The organism is Pseudomonas sp. HP_12 (genome assembly GCF_055283955.1).
The window spans coordinates 19,919-36,451 of record NZ_JBTOQG010000019.1 but is presented as its reverse complement, the minus strand read 5'-3'; the positions used below and the strand labels follow the sequence as shown (position 1 = coordinate 36,451).

General features: G+C 58.6%; 13 protein-coding genes. 12 read left to right on the top strand and 1 reads right to left on the bottom strand.

All coding sequences use genetic code 11. From position 1 onward, the window contains the following. Window positions 1–63 precede the first annotated feature (63 nt). Complete coding sequence (locus ACYASU_RS14320; RefSeq protein ID WP_463583168.1) at window positions 64–4,266, bottom strand: fibronectin type III domain-containing protein; 4,203 nt, start codon at window positions 4,264–4,266, stop codon at window positions 64–66. A 393-nt stretch (window positions 4,267–4,659) separates the two neighbouring features. Here ACYASU_RS14320 and ACYASU_RS14315 point away from each other — a divergent pair, with 393 nt between their 5' ends. The 12 genes from ACYASU_RS14315 (at window position 4,660) to nuoC (ending at window position 16,532) form a co-directional block, all read left to right on the top strand. Further along, the gene (locus tag ACYASU_RS14315; RefSeq protein ID WP_463583167.1) at window positions 4,660–5,100 is read left to right on the top strand and encodes an NUDIX hydrolase; all 441 of its coding nucleotides are present in this window, start codon (window positions 4,660–4,662) and stop codon (window positions 5,098–5,100) included. 128 nt (window positions 5,101–5,228) lie between these two features. Beyond that, entirely contained in the window at window positions 5,229–6,359 is a 1,131-nt protein-coding gene (mnmA, locus tag ACYASU_RS14310; RefSeq protein WP_423574728.1) for a tRNA 2-thiouridine(34) synthase MnmA, read from the top strand. After that, on the top strand, window positions 6,359–6,979 hold the full coding sequence (gene hflD, locus ACYASU_RS14305; RefSeq protein WP_346628115.1) for a high frequency lysogenization protein HflD: 621 nt from the start codon (window positions 6,359–6,361) through the stop codon (window positions 6,977–6,979). The genes mnmA and hflD overlap by 1 nt, the downstream gene beginning before the upstream one ends. Window positions 6,980–7,111: 132 nt before the next feature. Next, on the top strand, window positions 7,112–8,482 hold the full coding sequence (purB, locus tag ACYASU_RS14300; RefSeq protein ID WP_192174841.1) for an adenylosuccinate lyase: 1,371 nt from the start codon (window positions 7,112–7,114) through the stop codon (window positions 8,480–8,482). 84 nt (window positions 8,483–8,566) lie between these two features. Next, window positions 8,567–9,733: a ribosomal protein uL16 3-hydroxylase gene (locus ACYASU_RS14295; protein WP_192174842.1), complete on the top strand. Its 1,167-nt coding sequence runs from the start codon at window positions 8,567–8,569 to the stop codon at window positions 9,731–9,733. Beyond that, window positions 9,726–10,151 (top strand): GNAT family N-acetyltransferase, encoded by a 426-nt coding sequence (locus tag ACYASU_RS14290; protein ID WP_282370064.1) that lies wholly within the window; start codon window positions 9,726–9,728, stop codon window positions 10,149–10,151. Before ACYASU_RS14295 ends, ACYASU_RS14290 begins: the two co-directional genes overlap by 8 nt. Before the next feature lie 163 nt (window positions 10,152–10,314). Further along, window positions 10,315–11,103, top strand: a complete 789-nt coding sequence (locus ACYASU_RS14285; RefSeq protein ID WP_282370065.1) for a secretin N-terminal domain-containing protein — start codon at window positions 10,315–10,317, stop codon at window positions 11,101–11,103. 391 nt (window positions 11,104–11,494) lie between these two features. After that, window positions 11,495–11,638, top strand: a complete 144-nt coding sequence (locus tag ACYASU_RS14280) for a hypothetical protein (protein WP_463583166.1) — start codon at window positions 11,495–11,497, stop codon at window positions 11,636–11,638. 123 nt (window positions 11,639–11,761) lie between these two features. Then, complete coding sequence (gene aceA, locus ACYASU_RS14275) at window positions 11,762–13,087, top strand: isocitrate lyase (RefSeq protein WP_122625266.1); 1,326 nt, start codon at window positions 11,762–11,764, stop codon at window positions 13,085–13,087. A gap of 490 nt (window positions 13,088–13,577) precedes the next feature. Beyond that, a complete protein-coding gene (locus ACYASU_RS14270; RefSeq protein ID WP_037008823.1) occupies window positions 13,578–13,991 on the top strand; it encodes an NADH-quinone oxidoreductase subunit A in 414 nt (137 codons plus the stop codon). A 10-nt stretch (window positions 13,992–14,001) separates the two neighbouring features. Further along, the gene (locus tag ACYASU_RS14265; RefSeq protein ID WP_463583165.1) at window positions 14,002–14,676 is read left to right on the top strand and encodes a NuoB/complex I 20 kDa subunit family protein; all 675 of its coding nucleotides are present in this window, start codon (window positions 14,002–14,004) and stop codon (window positions 14,674–14,676) included. A 74-nt stretch (window positions 14,677–14,750) separates the two neighbouring features. Next, on the top strand, window positions 14,751–16,532 hold the full coding sequence (nuoC, locus tag ACYASU_RS14260) for an NADH-quinone oxidoreductase subunit C/D (RefSeq protein WP_122536330.1): 1,782 nt from the start codon (window positions 14,751–14,753) through the stop codon (window positions 16,530–16,532). Window position 16,533 lies beyond the last annotated feature (1 nt).

Sequence of the window (16,533 nt, the reverse complement as noted above, 5' to 3'; positions counted from 1 at the left end):
TACGCAGTACAGCAAGGATGCAAAACGAAACCCGGCCTCGTGCCGGGTTTCTTTTTTTGCAGGTCACTGAGGCCGGCAAAACCGCCTGGCATTTACAGGCTGGGAAGCCTTCTCGCTGAGCGTATGCCTGGTGTTCGTGTAATCACTGAGCTCACAGCGGTCAAGGGTGGGTGTGGCTGGATCCGTTTTCTTGCAGAAAATACTTAATGACTTGGCGCCTTCGCTGTTGATGGCCTCCACCTTCGCGGCAACCGAAGGGGGGTCAAGCGCCTTATTGACCGATGTGGTGAATTGAATCCCAGGCTGCGCGGTCTCAAACCCTGCGTCTGTCTGGATTGAATACCCGGTGGTTGACGGATCATCGGTGCACCAGTCGAAGATGACCCCGCCACCTGGCAGAACTGTCCCTTTAATGTCCAGTGGCATCAATGGGCGGTCGTGATGCAGCACAAGCTGCCTTGAATCCGAATAATTAGCCGCTGCGTCATATGCCCTGAGCGTAAAGGTATGGTTCTGGTCAGTGCTCAAGTCCAGGTCTGCGGTGTTGACAGGCCTCTCGCTCGCAACCTGTACAACTTTTTCATCCACGGAAAGCTCGTAACCGACGACGCCAATGTCATCAGTAGCGTTCTGCCACTTCAAAAACGGAGGAGCTGTTTCAGAACCGTTGGCGCCGTAGGCATAGAAGAACGGCGCAAGCACTGGCGCAACCCGATCAACAAGCAACAGGGCGCGGGCAGATTGATTGCCGGCGGCATCGAATGCTTCGAGATGAAAGGTGTAGGTCGTTGCGGGGGTCAGGCCCGATGCAGTGAACGTCGTCAGATCAGTTTCACCGATCGCCTCAGGCAGATCATCTCGGTAAATGTGGTAGCCCGTTACGCCGACATCATCGGTGGAGGCGGTCCACTGGATAAGCAACGTGGTGCCTGTGTCCTCGCTGTATCGGGCCCCGGACGGCGCTGACGGTGGTTCGCGATCCACCAAAAGCATCGTGGGCTGCGATGGGTTAAGGTTGGCGTCGTAGGCGCTCACACTGTAACGATAAGTCGTCAGGGGTTTAAGCGTGGTGTCGTGGTAGTCGGGGGTTTTGGTATCGAAGGTCGCGCCATCGTCCCGCACAACGCGATACCCGACCACACCCACATTGTCGTGTGAGGGAAGCCATGAAAGTTTCAGCGACGTCGGTGTCACATCGCTGTATTCAATGTCACGGGGCGTAGACGGCGCTTCACGATCAACGAACACAGAAACAACAGCTGACTGGTTATCAGCGGCGTCCCTTGCCTGGACAGCGAAGGTGTAGTTCACACCGATTTCCAACCCCTCGACAGTGAATGTCGTGCCTGCGGTCTCGGCCAACAGGCTGCCATCCCTGTAAACCGCGTACCCTTTCATTTTCGTCTCGTCAGACGACGCGGCCCAGCTCAATTTCAACGAGTGGCTTTGCAGGTCACTGAAACTCAAGCCTGAAGGTGACTGAGGGGGGGTCCTGTCGATAAACAATGATACGGGCGCCGAATAAGTGTCATTAAACTTGTGAGCACGAACGGACAGCATAAAGTTGAGCGGTGTGACAGCTTCGTCGATCGCTATCGACGTTTCCGGCGTTACCCCTTGCACCTGTCCATCGTAGGAAATCTCATATGCCAGGCTGCTTGCGGAGCCCGCGATCTCATCCCAACTTATTTCAAACAGCCCGTCCTGGTGGTTGACGACCTTCAGCCCTGTCGGCGTGGCGGGCGGTGTGGCATCAAACGCCGGAACCGCCACGGATGAGGGCGCAGAACGATTGCCATCAAAATCGACCGCTACGACGGACACCTCACTGATGCCTTGCGTGTTGAATTCATAGAAGTTGGTGTGGGTACTTCCCAACACTCGGCCATCACCCGATATCTCGAACTCGGCGATGCCATCCTGGTTTACGGAATCGTCCCAGTAGATCACAGACGTTCCAGGGGTCACTTGCTGTATGACCGGCTTTGTGGGCAACACCTCGTCAAAGCTGCGGGCACAATACATTCTCATGCCGTTCAGGGCAGTGTCGTCACCCTCCCCCTGATAACCCTCGAGCCGCGTTATAAACCCTGCGGCGTACAGATCCGCAGGACAGATAAAATCGCTGCTCCAGACGCCCCAGTCTTCAGGCATTGCTCCGCCGATCCGGGTACCGTCCTGGCAAATACCGATGAGGTCGGTTGCGACCACCTCGTCGCTGTGATCTCTGGGCCACAGCGTCCTCATGGCAAAACCCTTGAGCGGCCCGTTCGACGGGGCGCACTTATACGTCGCGCTCCAGTCCCCCCAGCTTCCTCCCGCACTCTCAATCGGATTCGACTGAGCGTCTTCTGAACAAAACATTCTGACTGAGTTGAGCCCGGTGTTATCTCCGCTACCCTGGTTCTTTTCGATTTTCAAACTGAAGCCCCATGCAAACCGGCCGACCGGGCACTGAGCTTTAGTCCCCCAACTACCAAAAGAGCCATCGGCCTCCGCACTTGTTGGCACGACGTCCTGGCCCGTAAAGCTGTCCAGTGACACCTTCATATAAGAGACCTTGCCCGCCAGTTGCTGATCGCCCCCATATCGAACAGCCAATACCGATCCGTCAGCACTTTCCGTGCTCGCACCGAATCTGTCCAGATTGGCAATGCTGAAGGGAGCGGTCATGTCCTTGCGTACAAATAATCTGACGCAACCCTGCGAACAGGTTTCGGACGCATCTTTAGTACCAAAGAGCGTGATAGTGCTGCCGGCTAAAGCCCCCGTCAGCACAAAGGACTGGGCATCATCGTTTGAACATCCATAAGCATCACCATTTCCGCCTAACTCAAATGAAATGGCCGCATCCACCGGAACAGAGCAAACGTCATCGTCGCTGTCGTCAGCCAATTTTATTTTAGGCATGATGCTGCCTGTCTCGGGCTCGATAATGATGTGGGACACCTTGCCGTCAAGTCCGTTGTGAGGGTGATAGATCACCTCTACATCTGCGTTTGTGTAAGAGCGCTCATAACTGCCCACCACGACTCGCTCGCTGAGCCCGATGTCACGCAACACGTTAATGACGGTGTAGTCGTCCGACTTGCTCGCATTAGGTTGATCGAAGACTTTTATACTGGTGCCTTTCTTGACACCCCTAAGTGCAAGGGATCGTGTTTCGTCGTTCTCGCACCCTGCAGCTTTTAAGCGAATATCCCACTCGACACTGGTGGGCAAGACGCAGACGACGTCTGAGTTCAAAGCACTGGTGGGCCCTGCGTGAAGCGTTGAATCTGGATGAGCCTCGGAGACACCGTTGTTATCCTCATAGAAGTAGACCCCGCCCTCGGTCAATGCACCGGCATAGGCAACCGCATCACCCACTTGGGAGTAATCCAGAGCGAGGAAGTTGGGAATCAACCGTTTCTCATTTGCGAGCGCGCAGGCACGGTCAATCCGGTTTTCCAGCCACGTTAGATTATTGTCAATCTGGGCAGCATGGGCGGGAGAGGAAAACACCGCGTGGAACTGATTCAGGGTAAAAATCCTCGGCCACGATGTAAACCCGACCTGGGAGGCGTACGGAGTTGTCAGCGGGATGTCTGGCCAGCGAGTAACGCACTCCCAGTTATCCGAGACTGGAGACCCCAGATTATAGGTATTCTCCACCTTGAAATTTGAACCTTTAGCCATGTAGATAGGCTTGGCGGGCGTCGGATACTCACCATTGAGGAATTCAACGAAAAAGATGATCCTTTTTTTACTGTCGATAATTTGCTGCAGCGTTGGCCAATGATCATCGCGAATGTAGTCTCTTACATCAAATACGTAGTCCGACAATCCAGGCACACCGGCAAAGGCCTCTTCGATAAATCGGCGTTCGATTCGATCCTGTAGCAAGACAGTGACGACAGCGGATTTATTCTCTTCCTTATCGAGAAACCGCATGACTTTTTGCAGCTCATCCTTGAAGGGTTTTCTAGTTTTAGAGGCAGGAGCGCACGGACTCTCGTCAAAACCTCCATAGGTTTCATGACACAAATACGCCTCGGTCCAGTAGTCGGGATATGCCCCCAGCCTGAAGGGGTGAACGTCCCACATCAATCCGCGAACACCTCGCTCCAACTGTTCGTCCAGGTCATTCAGATAACCGTTATGAGCCGTTACCCAGACGTATTCATTATAGGGCTTGGAAAAATCCCGAATGTATGGCGCGCTGTTGCCTACTCCGGCGTGGTCAGGTTCAGGTTTCTGAAGACCGCGGTCTTTGGCTTGTAACATTGCCGGCGCCGCTGCTGCACTGCCCCGCGGCTCGCCTCCCACTTCAAGCGGCCCCGCCCACCCTCTTTGCATTAATCCAATTAGAAGTATCACCCCGAAAACGATAGGTCGCCATCCAATAACGTCCACATACCGGCAAGCGCACGACCGGCCTTTACCACTATCCATAGTGTTCATGTACTTCTCCATTTATAACGGGCGACCCTATCCGGCACTCAATGAATGCGGACTTGCGCACTGATACAACAACCTTATCTTTCAGTTAAGCACTATTTTTTCCTGGCAAGAAAAGCAAATGCAGGATAAGACCAACGGTAGCCAAGAGGACGGATTTGAGGCAGGTCACTGTAGCGGCTATGCTCCGAAACCTTATTTATATTCTCCGAGCTATCCATGACCTGGCACCCCCACATCACCGTCGCAACCGTCATCGAAAACGGTGGCCGTTTCCTGTTCGTCGAAGAGTTGAAAAACGGCAAGCTCGTACTCAATCAGCCTGCCGGTCACTTGGAGCCTGATGAAACGTTGCGCGAAGCGGCCATCCGCGAAACGCTGGAAGAAACCGGCTGGGACGTCGAACTGACGGGCGTCGTCGGCATTTACCTGTACACAGCCCCATCGAATGGCGTGACATACCAGCGCGTGTGCTTTTCGGCCAAAGCGACGCGGCACCACCCCGAACGGGCCCTGGACACCGGCATCGTCGGCGCGCCCTGGTTCAGCCGCGACGAACTCGCCCGTCAACCGGAGCGCTGGCGCAGCGAGCTGGTATTGCGCTGCATCGACGACTACCTGGCAGGCCCGATTCACAGTCTGGACGTTGTACGCGACTGACTGGCCCTTTCCCGGCTGAAGCCGGTCCTACTCATCCCATGCGTCTGTGCAACTGAATAGCTTTTAGCCTTGGCGCCGACTCCCTGCTAGAATCGCGCCCTTTCCTGCTGCTACCCAATCGAATTCCTATGTCTGATTCAGCCTTTTCCGATACAGAAAAGAAGCGCGTCATTGTCGGCATGTCCGGCGGCGTGGATTCTTCGGTCTCCGCCCTTCTGCTCATGGAGCAGGGGTACCAGGTGGAAGGCCTGTTCATGAAGAACTGGGAAGAAGACGACGGAACGGAGTACTGCACCGCCATGGACGACCTCGCGGACGCCCAGGCCGTGTGCGACAAGATCGGTATCAAACTGCACACCGTGAATTTCGCGGCCGAGTACTGGGATCACGTCTTCGAGCATTTCCTCGAAGAATACAAAGCCGGGCGCACGCCGAACCCGGACATCCTGTGCAACCGCGAGATCAAGTTCAAAGCCTTTCTCGACTACGCCTTCATGCTCGGCGCTGACCTGATTGCCACCGGGCACTACGTGCGCCGCCGCGACATCGACGGCCGCACCGAACTGCTCAAGGGCCTGGACCCGAACAAGGACCAGAGCTACTTCCTGCATGCCGTCGGCGGTGAGCAGATCGCCAAGACCCTGTTCCCGGTCGGTGAACTGGAGAAGCCCGAGGTGCGTGCCATCGCCGAGAAATACCAGCTGGCGACCGCGAAGAAGAAAGACTCGACCGGTATTTGCTTCATCGGCGAGCGTCGTTTCACCGACTTCCTCAAGCAATACCTGCCTGCGCAGCCCGGCGAAATCAAGACCACCGAGGGCGAGGTCATCGGTCGGCATGCCGGCCTGATGTACCACACCATCGGCCAGCGCCAGGGCCTGGGCATCGGCGGACTGAAGGACGCCGGCGATGAGCCGTGGTACGTGCTGGTCAAGGATCTGGAGCACAACGAGCTGATCGTCGGCCAGGGCAACGAACACCCGTGGCTGTTCTCCCGCGCCCTGCTCGCGTCGGAGATCTACTGGGTCAATCCGATCGACCTCAGCAGCCCGCGCCAGCTGACCGCCAAAGTGCGTTACCGCCAGAGCGACCAAACCTGCACCCTGGAACGTACCGAGACCGGCTATCGCGCCACCTTCGACGAACCGCAACGCGCCGTGACGCCGGGCCAGTCCGTGGTGTTTTACGACGGCGAGGTCTGCCTCGGCGGCGGCGTTATCGAAATCGCCGAGCCGTGGCACACCAGGGATGCACGTTGATGACCCCGATTCAGGAACAACTTGTCGCCCTGGCCGGAGTCTTTCAGGCCGCTGTGCTGGTCGATCGCATCGCCAAGACCGGCCAGGCCGGTGAAGCGGCTGTTGGCTGCCTGATGGGCACGCTGCTGGTCATGGACCCGAAAGACACGCTGGACGTGTTCGGTGGCGACGACCTGAATCTGCACGAGGGCTATCGCGCCCTCGCCAGCGCTCTGGAACGCGATCCGGCCACGCTGCAACGGGAACCCCTGCGTTATGCCCTGGCGATGCTAGGCCTGGAACGTCAACTGTCCAAGCGTGAGGACATGCTCGACACCATCGGCAAGCGCCTGCCGCAGATCAAATCCCAAGTCGAGCATTTCGGTATCGCTCACGAGAACGTCATTGCCGCCAGCGGCGCGCTGTATCAGGACACCCTGAGCACCTTGCGTCAGCGGATTCAGGTCCACGGCGACATGCGCAATCTGCAGCAACCCAACAATGCCTCGAAAATCCGCGCGCTGTTACTGGCCGGGATTCGTTGCGCGCGACTTTGGCGACAAGTGGGCGGCCACCGCTGGCAACTGGTCATCAGCCGCCGCAAGTTATTGAAAGAACTGTATCCGTTGCTTCACCGCTGAGTGGCCAACCCCATTCAGCCCGCTCCGAACCTGACATCGCGCGAGTCATAACGGTCAGCCAGCCTCGGCTGACCGGAATTTTCATGTATGATACGCGCCCCTTTTCGTCGCCTGACAGTCCGAGAACACCCCATGCAGCTTTCTTCGCTCACTGCGGTTTCCCCTGTAGATGGCCGCTACGCCGGCAAAACCCAGGCCCTGCGCCCGATTTTCAGCGAGTACGGCCTGATCCGTTTCCGCGCCCTGGTGGAAGTACGCTGGCTGCAACGCCTGGCGGCTCACCCGCAAATCCCTGAAGTGCCGGCATTCTCCGCCGAAGCCAACGCCCTCCTCGATGCCCTGGCTAACGATTTCGCTCTCGAGCATGCCGAGCGCGTGAAAGAGATCGAGCGCACCACCAACCACGACGTCAAAGCCATCGAGTACCTGCTCAAGGAGCAGGCGGCCAAGTTGCCGGAGCTGGCCAAGGTCAGCGAGTTCATCCACTTCGCCTGCACCAGCGAAGACATCAACAACCTGTCCCACGCGCTGATGCTGCGTGAAGGCCGCGACACCGTGCTGCTGCCGCTGATGCGGGAAATCGCCGAGTCGATCCGCGAGCTGGCGATCCGCTTCGCCGCCGTGCCGATGCTGTCGCGCACCCACGGTCAGCCAGCCTCGCCGACCACCCTGGGCAAGGAACTGGCCAACGTCGTTTACCGCCTGGAACGCCAGATCGCTCAAGTCGCTGCCGTGCCGCTGCTGGGCAAGATCAACGGCGCCGTCGGCAACTACAACGCGCATCTGTCGGCCTACCCGGACATCGACTGGGAAGCCAACGCCCGCGCCTTCATCGAAGACGAGCTGGGTCTGGGCTTCAACCCCTACACCACGCAGATCGAGCCGCACGACTACATTGCCGAGCTGTTCGACGCGATCGCCCGCTACAACACGATCCTGATCGACTTCGACCGCGACATCTGGGGCTACATCTCCCTGGGCTATTTCAAGCAGCGCACCATCGCCGGCGAAATCGGCTCGTCGACCATGCCGCACAAGGTCAACCCGATCGACTTCGAGAACTCCGAAGGCAACCTCGGCATCGCCAACGCGCTGTTCCAGCATCTGGCCAGCAAGTTACCGATCTCGCGCTGGCAGCGTGACCTGACCGACTCCACCGTGCTGCGCAACCTCGGTGTGGGCTTCGCTCACAGCGTGATTGCATACGAAGCGAGCCTGAAAGGCATCGGCAAGCTGGAACTCAACGAGCAGAAGATCGCCGCCGATCTGGACGCTTGCTGGGAAGTCCTGGCCGAGCCGATCCAGACGGTCATGCGTCGCTACGACATCGAGAACCCGTACGAGAAGCTCAAGGAACTGACGCGCGGCAAGGGCATCGGCCCTGAAGCACTGTTGACCTTCATCGACGGTCTGGACATGCCTGCCGAAGCCAAGGCCGAGCTGAAAAAGCTCACGCCGGCGAACTACATCGGCAACGCCGTGGCGCAAGCCAAGCGCATCTGACCGCACTGCACACGCTCTGAACGCCCGGCTGAGCCGGGCGTTTTTATTCCCGTCGTAAAAACTCGTTTTTTCAATAGGTTACACATGAATCCTGACATCCCTCTTCAGCTCCTAGGTGGCATCACAGCGCGCGAGTTCCTGCGTGACTACTGGCAGAAGAAACCTTTGCTGATCCGTCAGGCCATTCCGGATTTCCAGAGCCCGATCGACGCCGACGAACTGGCGGGCCTGGCGCTGGAAGAAGAAGTTGAATCGCGCCTGGTCATCGAGAAAGGCGAGCGCCCGTGGGAGCTGCGCCGCGGCCCGTTCGCCGAAGACGAATTCAGCAAGCTGCCGGAGCGTGAGTGGACCTTGCTGGTCCAGGCCGTGGATCAGTTCGTGCCTGAAGTCAGCGAACTGCTGGAAAACTTCCGCTTCCTGCCGAGCTGGCGCATCGATGACGTGATGATCAGCTACGCCGCGCCAGGCGGCAGCGTGGGTCCGCATTTCGACAACTACGACGTGTTCCTGCTGCAGGGTCACGGCAAGCGTCACTGGCAGATCGGTCAGATGTGCGACGCCGAGAGCCAACTGCTCGAGCACGCCGACCTGCGCATCCTCGCCGACTTCCAGGGTACCGACGAGTGGACGCTGGAACCGGGCGACATGCTCTATCTGCCCCCGCGTCTGGCCCACTGCGGCGTCGCGGTGGATGAGTGCCTGACGTACTCGGTGGGCTTCCGCGCGCCAAGCGCCGCTGAAGTGCTGACCCACTTCACGGACTTCCTCAGCCAGTTCATGTCTGAAGAAGAACGCTACACCGATGCCGACGCGCAACCGGTGAGCGATCCGCACCAGATTCAGCGTGATGCCCTCGACCGCCTGAAAGGCTTGCTGGCCGAGCACATGGGTGACGAGCGCCTGTTGCTGACCTGGTTCGGCCAGTTCATGACCGAGCCGCGTTATCCCGAGCTGGTGGTTGGCCCGGAATTGGCCGAGAGCGAGCTGCTCGACAGTCTGGAACAGGGCGCCGTGCTGATCCGCAACCCGAGCGCGCGACTGGCATGGTCGGAAGTCGACGACGACCTGCTGTTGTTCGCCAGCGGTCAGAGCCGTCTGTTGCCGGGCCATCTGCGCGAACTGTTGAAAATGATCTGTGCAGCCGATGCGCTGCATATCGACAATCTGGGCCAATGGCTGGCAGATGACGATGGACGTAACCTGCTCTGTGAGCTGGTCAAACAAGGAAGTCTGGGGTTTGCTGATGAATAAGATCCACGTACGGGTAGCCGACTGGCAGAAAGACAACGCCGACATCCGGCGCATTCGCGACGCTGTATTCGTGTCGGAACAGTCGGTGCCGCCCGAACTGGAATGGGACTCGGAAGATGCAGACGCTCTGCATTTTCTGGCGCTGGAAGGCGATTACGCCGTGGGCACCGCGCGACTGTTGCCGGACGGTGAGTTTGGCCGGCTGTCCGTGCTGAAAGACTGGCGTGGCCTGAACGTGGGTGAAGCGTTGATCACCGCGATCCTCGCCGAAGCAGAGCGCCGCGGCCTGAAACAGCAGCGGCTCAGCGCTCAGGTTCATGCCACGGCACTCTACGAGCGCTTCGGTTTTAGCGTGGTCAGCGACGAGTTCCTCGAAGCCGGCCTGCCCCACGTGGACATGGTGCGCGACTCGCACTGATTGCCCATTGCTGCACCCGGCGCCCCGGCGTTCGCGCCTCAGCTGTCTATGCTGAAACGCGAGCACCGGGGCGTTTTGCTGCCCGCGATTCAACTTGGTGCTGCGCGGGCCGACAAACTGGCAAACTCGTCGTTCAGACGCGCCCCTCGCGGAGACCACATCGATGTCATTACGCACCCTCCTCGCTTCACTGTTGTTGGCTTGCAGCTTCACGGCTTCGGCCGCCACTGAAGTCATCCCCCTGAATTACCGCACCAGCGACGATCTGCTGCCCACCGTAAAGTCGTTTCTGGGCAACGAAGGCAGCGTCAATGCCTATGGCAACAAGCTCATCGTCAACGCCGAACCGGACAAGATCAGCGAACTGCGCGACCTCCTCGGTCAACTCGATACCGCGCCCAAGCGACTCATGATCAGCGTCGACACCAGTGACAGCACGGTCCAGAGCGACCAGGGTTACTCGGTCAATGGCACCGTGCGTTCCCAGGACGGACGCATCAGCGCCGACGGCCGCACGCGCATCCAGAATTACGGCACCGCCAGTCGCGACGGTGGCGTGCAACAGGTTCAGGCCAACGAAGGGACGCCGGCGCTGATTCAGATGGGCCAGAGCGTACCGATCACCACTGTGCAGTCCGATGGCTATGGCTACCCGCAGACCAACACGCAATACCGCAACGTGACCCAAGGCTTCTACGTCACCGCGACGGTCACCGGTGACATCGTCCACCTGAGCATCAGCACCAACAACGACCGCATGAGCCAGCAACAGGCCGACGCGATCAAGGTGCAGAGCACCGACACGCAAGTCAGTGGTCGGCTGGGTGAGTGGATCACGCTGGCCGGCGCCAGCGATCAGTCCCGCGCCGACGAGCATGGCGTCGTCCGACGCTACTCGACACAGGGCAGCAATGACATGCAGCTGCGGGTGAAGGTCGATAGCCTGGATTGAGGGGAAACGCTCGTTATCGCAATGCCAAGCCCAAGGGTGATTTAGCCACTGCGCAAAATTGTGGGAGTGAGCTTGCTCACGAAGAGGCCGGTGCAGCCAATGGCTCTCTGGTGGCTGACAAAAGGCTTTCGCGAGCAAGGTGGAGCGCCACCCCGGTCGCTCCCACATGGACCGTGGCCATCCGTGCTATTCCGGTTAGATACCGCCAATTATGTAGTGCCCGATCCGGCACTACATCCTGCCTCCATACCGTGACCGCCCAGTACCCACGCTGACTTCCCCTTCCCAGCACTCACACGCCTGAAACTGACCGACAAGTCGTATTAGACGAAGGATGTAGTGCTCTAAAAAAAGCACTACAAAGTGTTTGACGAGGCAAAATCGGCGAGGCATGATGGCCTCGCTCCCGCTGATCGGAGGTCATGCAGAACGCCTCCTGATCGCGCTCGAACTCAGCATGTTCGTGCCGATTAACGTCATTTCCGCCCAAAAGGCAGCTTCATCGCCTCATCATCCTGATGGCGAAAAAATCTGACTGAGAATCCATGCTTTCCGATTCAGCGAGCAGCCATCAGTGCGCCTTGAAGAAACACCCGGCGCCGGCGAAGCAAGGAGCTTCACCTCAAGACCCACAACACCAAGCAACGAGGTTTACCCCATGGCACTGACACGCGAACAACAAATTGCAGCCATCGAGAAAGACTGGGCCGAGAATCCACGCTGGAAAGGCGTAACCCGCACCTACTCCGCTGCTGACGTCGTCCGCCTGCGTGGCTCGGTTCAGCCTGAACACACGTTTGCAAAGCTGGGCGCTGACAAGCTGTGGAACCTGGTAACCCAGGGCGCCAAGCCGTCCTTCCGACCCGACAAGGATTTCGTCAACTGCATGGGCGCCCTCACCGGCGGTCAGGCCGTGCAACAAGTCAAAGCCGGCATTCAGGCGATCTACCTGTCTGGCTGGCAAGTCGCGGCGGACAACAACTCCGCCGAATCGATGTACCCCGATCAGTCGCTGTACCCGGTGGACTCGGTGCCGACCGTGGTCAAGCGCATCAATAACTCGTTCCGCCGTGCCGACCAAATCCAGTGGAAAGCCGGCAAAAACCCGGGCGACGAAGGCTATATCGATTACTTCGCGCCGATCGTGGCCGACGCCGAAGCCGGTTTCGGCGGCGTGCTCAACGCCTACGAACTGATGAAGAGCATGATCGAGGCAGGCGCTGCCGGCGTGCACTTCGAAGACCAACTGGCGTCCGTGAAAAAATGCGGCCACATGGGCGGCAAGGTGCTGGTGCCCACCCAGGAAGCCGTACAGAAACTGGTGGCTGCCCGCCTGGCGGCTGACGTTGCCGGCGTGCCGACCATCATTCTGGCGCGTACCGACGCCAACGCCGCAGACCTGCTGACCTCGGACTGCGACCCGTATGACCAGCCGTTCGTGACCGGCACCCGCACGCCGGAAGGCTTCTACAAAGTACGCGCCGGCCTCGACCAGGCGATTGCCCGCGGCCTGGCGTACGCGCCCTATGCCGATCTGATCTGGTGTGAAACCGCCAAGCCGGATCTGGACGAGGCCCGTCGCTTCGCCGAAGCGATCAAAAAGGAATACCCGGATCAGCTGCTGTCCTACAACTGCTCGCCTTCCTTCAACTGGAAGAAGAATCTGGACGACGCAACCATCGCCAAATTCCAGCGCGAGCTGTCGGCAATGGGCTACAAGCATCAGTTCATTACGCTGGCCGGCATCCACAACATGTGGCACAGCATGTTCAACCTGGCGCACGACTACGCCCGCAACGACATGACCGCCTACGTGAAACTGCAAGAACAGGAGTTTGCCGACGCCGCCAAGGGCTACACCTTTGTGGCGCACCAGCAGGAAGTGGGCACCGGCTACTTCGATGACATGACCACGGTCATTCAGGGCGGCAAGTCTTCAGTGACCGCACTGACGGGCTCGACGGAAGAAGAACAGTTCCATTAAGCCACTACGTAATGGGAATTCAGAGGCCGCCTACGGGCGGCTTTCTGATGACAGTGAGGGATTTAACCTACGTTGCCAGTCAAGTATTAACGATAGACAACTCAAATCAGCGCCTAAAAGTTAATTAACCACACAATCAATTACCGTCTTCCCCTCCCGGCTAATTAAACGGGAACTTCGTCACGTTCCAGTGACACACATCAAATACAGCCGCCAAATGATATTTATTATCATTTAAGTCAGACCGAACTGTCGCCGCGCCGCAAAAAACATATTTCTCCAAACCCTCTTCGATGCCCGCCCCGGCTGGGGCTAAGCATGAAAACCGTGACCTATCTCATTAATCCTGCGAATAAATTTGATGCAGAAAATTTACTTGCCCTCCTTTTGCACATAAAATCCCGGAATTGATCGCACTGCGACATATCGTCACTGCTTCTACTTCTTTTCCAAGCCCAGAGACCTTTGCTCTCTGTTAAGGACTGCCAGCATGCCCGACTCGACAGGATTGATTGCCCACAATTGGGGCTTCGCCGTGTTTCTCCTTGGTGTCGTCGGCCTCTGCGCCTTCATGCTCGGCCTTTCCAGCCTGCTGGGTTCCAAAGCCTGGGGCCGCAGCAAAAACGAACCGTTCGAATCCGGCATGCTGCCCACCGGCGGCGCCCGTCTGCGGCTCTCGGCAAAATTCTATCTAGTCGCGATGCTCTTCGTGATTTTCGACATTGAAGCCCTCTTTCTGTACGCCTGGTCTGTGTCCGTCCGCGAAAGCGGCTGGACCGGCTTCGCCGAAGCGCTCGTTTTCATAGCAATTCTGTTGGCAGGTCTTGTCTACCTATGGCGGGTAGGGGCGCTCGATTGGGCTCCCGTTGGTCGTCGTAACCGGCAGGCGAAGCTAAAACAATGAGGCTTTGGCAATGCAATATAATCTCACCAGGATCGACCCGGATGCTCCTAACGAGCAGTACCCCATCGGCCAACGCGAAGTCGTTTCCGATCCGTTAGAAGACCAAGTCCATAAAAACATCTACATGGGCAAGCTCGAAGACGTGCTGAATGGCGCGGTCAACTGGGGTCGCAAGAACTCCCTTTGGCCGTACAACTTCGGCCTGTCGTGCTGCTATGTGGAAATGACCACCGCCTTCACGGCGCCCCACGACATCGCGCGCTTCGGCGCCGAAGTGATCCGGGCATCGCCGCGCCAAGCGGATTTCATGGTCATCGCCGGCACCCCGTTTCTAAAGATGGCCCCGATTATCCAGCGCCTCTATGAGCAAATGCTGGAGCCCAAGTGGGTCATCTCCATGGGCGCCTGTGCTAACTCCGGTGGCATGTATGACATCTATTCCGTGGTTCAGGGCGTGGATAAATTCCTCCCTGTGGATGTTTACGTGCCCGGCTGCCCGCCCCGTCCAGAGGCATTTCTGCAAGGCTTGATGCTGTTGCAGGAATCCATTGGCCAGGAGCGTCGTCCCCTTTCCTGGGTCGTCGGTGATCAGGGCGTTTATCGCGCCGAGATGCCGTCGCAGAAGGAACAGCGCCGCGAACAGCGTATTGCGGTGACCAACCTGCGCAGCCCCGACGAAGTCTGATCCAGTTTTTCTTTTACAAAAAGAAGCCTGAACCTGGGTTCATTCTGTACGTTGACCGATAGCGATCGAGACCTATGACTGCAGACACCGCTCTGTACATCCCGCCTCACAAGGCTGACGACCAAGAGGTCGTCGTTGAACTCCATAACCGTTTTGGCGCTGAAGCCTTCAGCGCCCAGTCCACCGTCACTGGCATGCCCGTGCTGTGGGTGCAACGTGCGCGGCTGATCGAAATCCTGACCTTCCTGCGTCAGATGCCCAAGCCGTACGTGATGCTGTACGACCTGCACGGCGTCGACGAGCGCCTGCGCACCAAGCGCCGTGGCCTGCCGGACGCCGACTTCACCGTGTTCTATCACTTGATGTCGATAGAACGTAACAGCGACGTCATGATCAAGGTCGCGCTGTCCGAAAGCGACCTGAGCATGCCGACCGTGACCGGCATCTGGCCGAACGCCAACTGGTACGAGCGTGAAGTCTGGGACATGTTCGGGATCGACTTCCCGGGCCACCCGCACCTGACCCGCATCATGATGCCGCCGACCTGGGAAGGTCACCCGTTGCGCAAGGACTTCCCGGCCCGCGCCACCGAGTTCGACCCCTACAGCCTGACGCTGGCCAAGCAGCAACTGGAAGAGGAAGCCGCGCGTTTCCGTCCGGAAGACTGGGGCATGAAGCGTTCCGGCACCAACGAGGATTACATGTTCCTCAACCTGGGCCCGAACCACCCTTCGGCCCACGGTGCGTTCCGCATCATCCTGCAGCTGGACGGCGAAGAGATCGTCGACTGCGTGCCGGACATCGGTTACCACCACCGTGGCGCCGAGAAAATGGCCGAGCGCCAGTCCTGGCACAGCTACATTCCGTACACCGACCGCATCGATTACCTCGGCGGCGTGATGAATAACCTGCCGTACGTGCTCTCGGTCGAGAAACTGGCCGGCATCACCGTGCCGGATCGGGTCAACGTCATCCGCATCATGATGTCCGAGTTCTTCCGCATCACCAGCCACCTGCTGTTCCTGGGAACGTACATCCAGGACGTGGGCGCCATGACCCCGGTGTTCTTCACATTCACCGACCGTCAGCGCGCCTACACCGTGATCGAAGCCGTCACCGGTTTCCGTCTGCACCCGGCCTGGTTCCGCATCGGCGGTGTCGCCCACGACCTGCCGCGCGGCTGGGAAAAACTGGTCAAGGACTTCATCGACTGGATGCCCAAGCGTCTCGACGAGTACACCAAGGCGGCGCTGCAGAACAGCATCCTCAAGGGTCGTACCGTCGGCGTCGCTGCGTACAACACCAAGGAAGCGCTGGAATGGGGCGTCACCGGGCCCAGCCTGCGTGCGACCGGTCTGGACTTCGACCTGCGCAAGGCGCGTCCGTATTCCGGTTACGAGAACTTCGAATTCGAAGTGCCTCTGGCCCACGACGGCGACGCCTACGATCGCTGCATGGTCCGCGTCGAAGAGATGCGCCAGAGCCTGAAAATCATCGAGCAATGCATGCGCAACATGCCGGCCGGCCCGTACAAGGCGGATCACCCGCTGACCACGCCGCCGCCGAAAGAGCGCACCCTGCAGCACATCGAAACCCTGATCACCCACTTCCTGCAGGTTTCGTGGGGCCCGGTCATGCCGGCCAACGAATCCTTCCAGATGATCGAAGCGACCAAGGGCATCAACAGTTATTACCTGACGAGCGACGGCGGCACCATGAGCTACCGTACCCGGATTCGCACCCCAAGCTACCCGCACCTGCAGCAGATCCCTTCGGTGATCAAAGGCAGCATGGTCGCGGACTTGATTGCGTACCTGGGTAGTATCGATTTCGTTATGGCCGACGTGGACCGCTAAG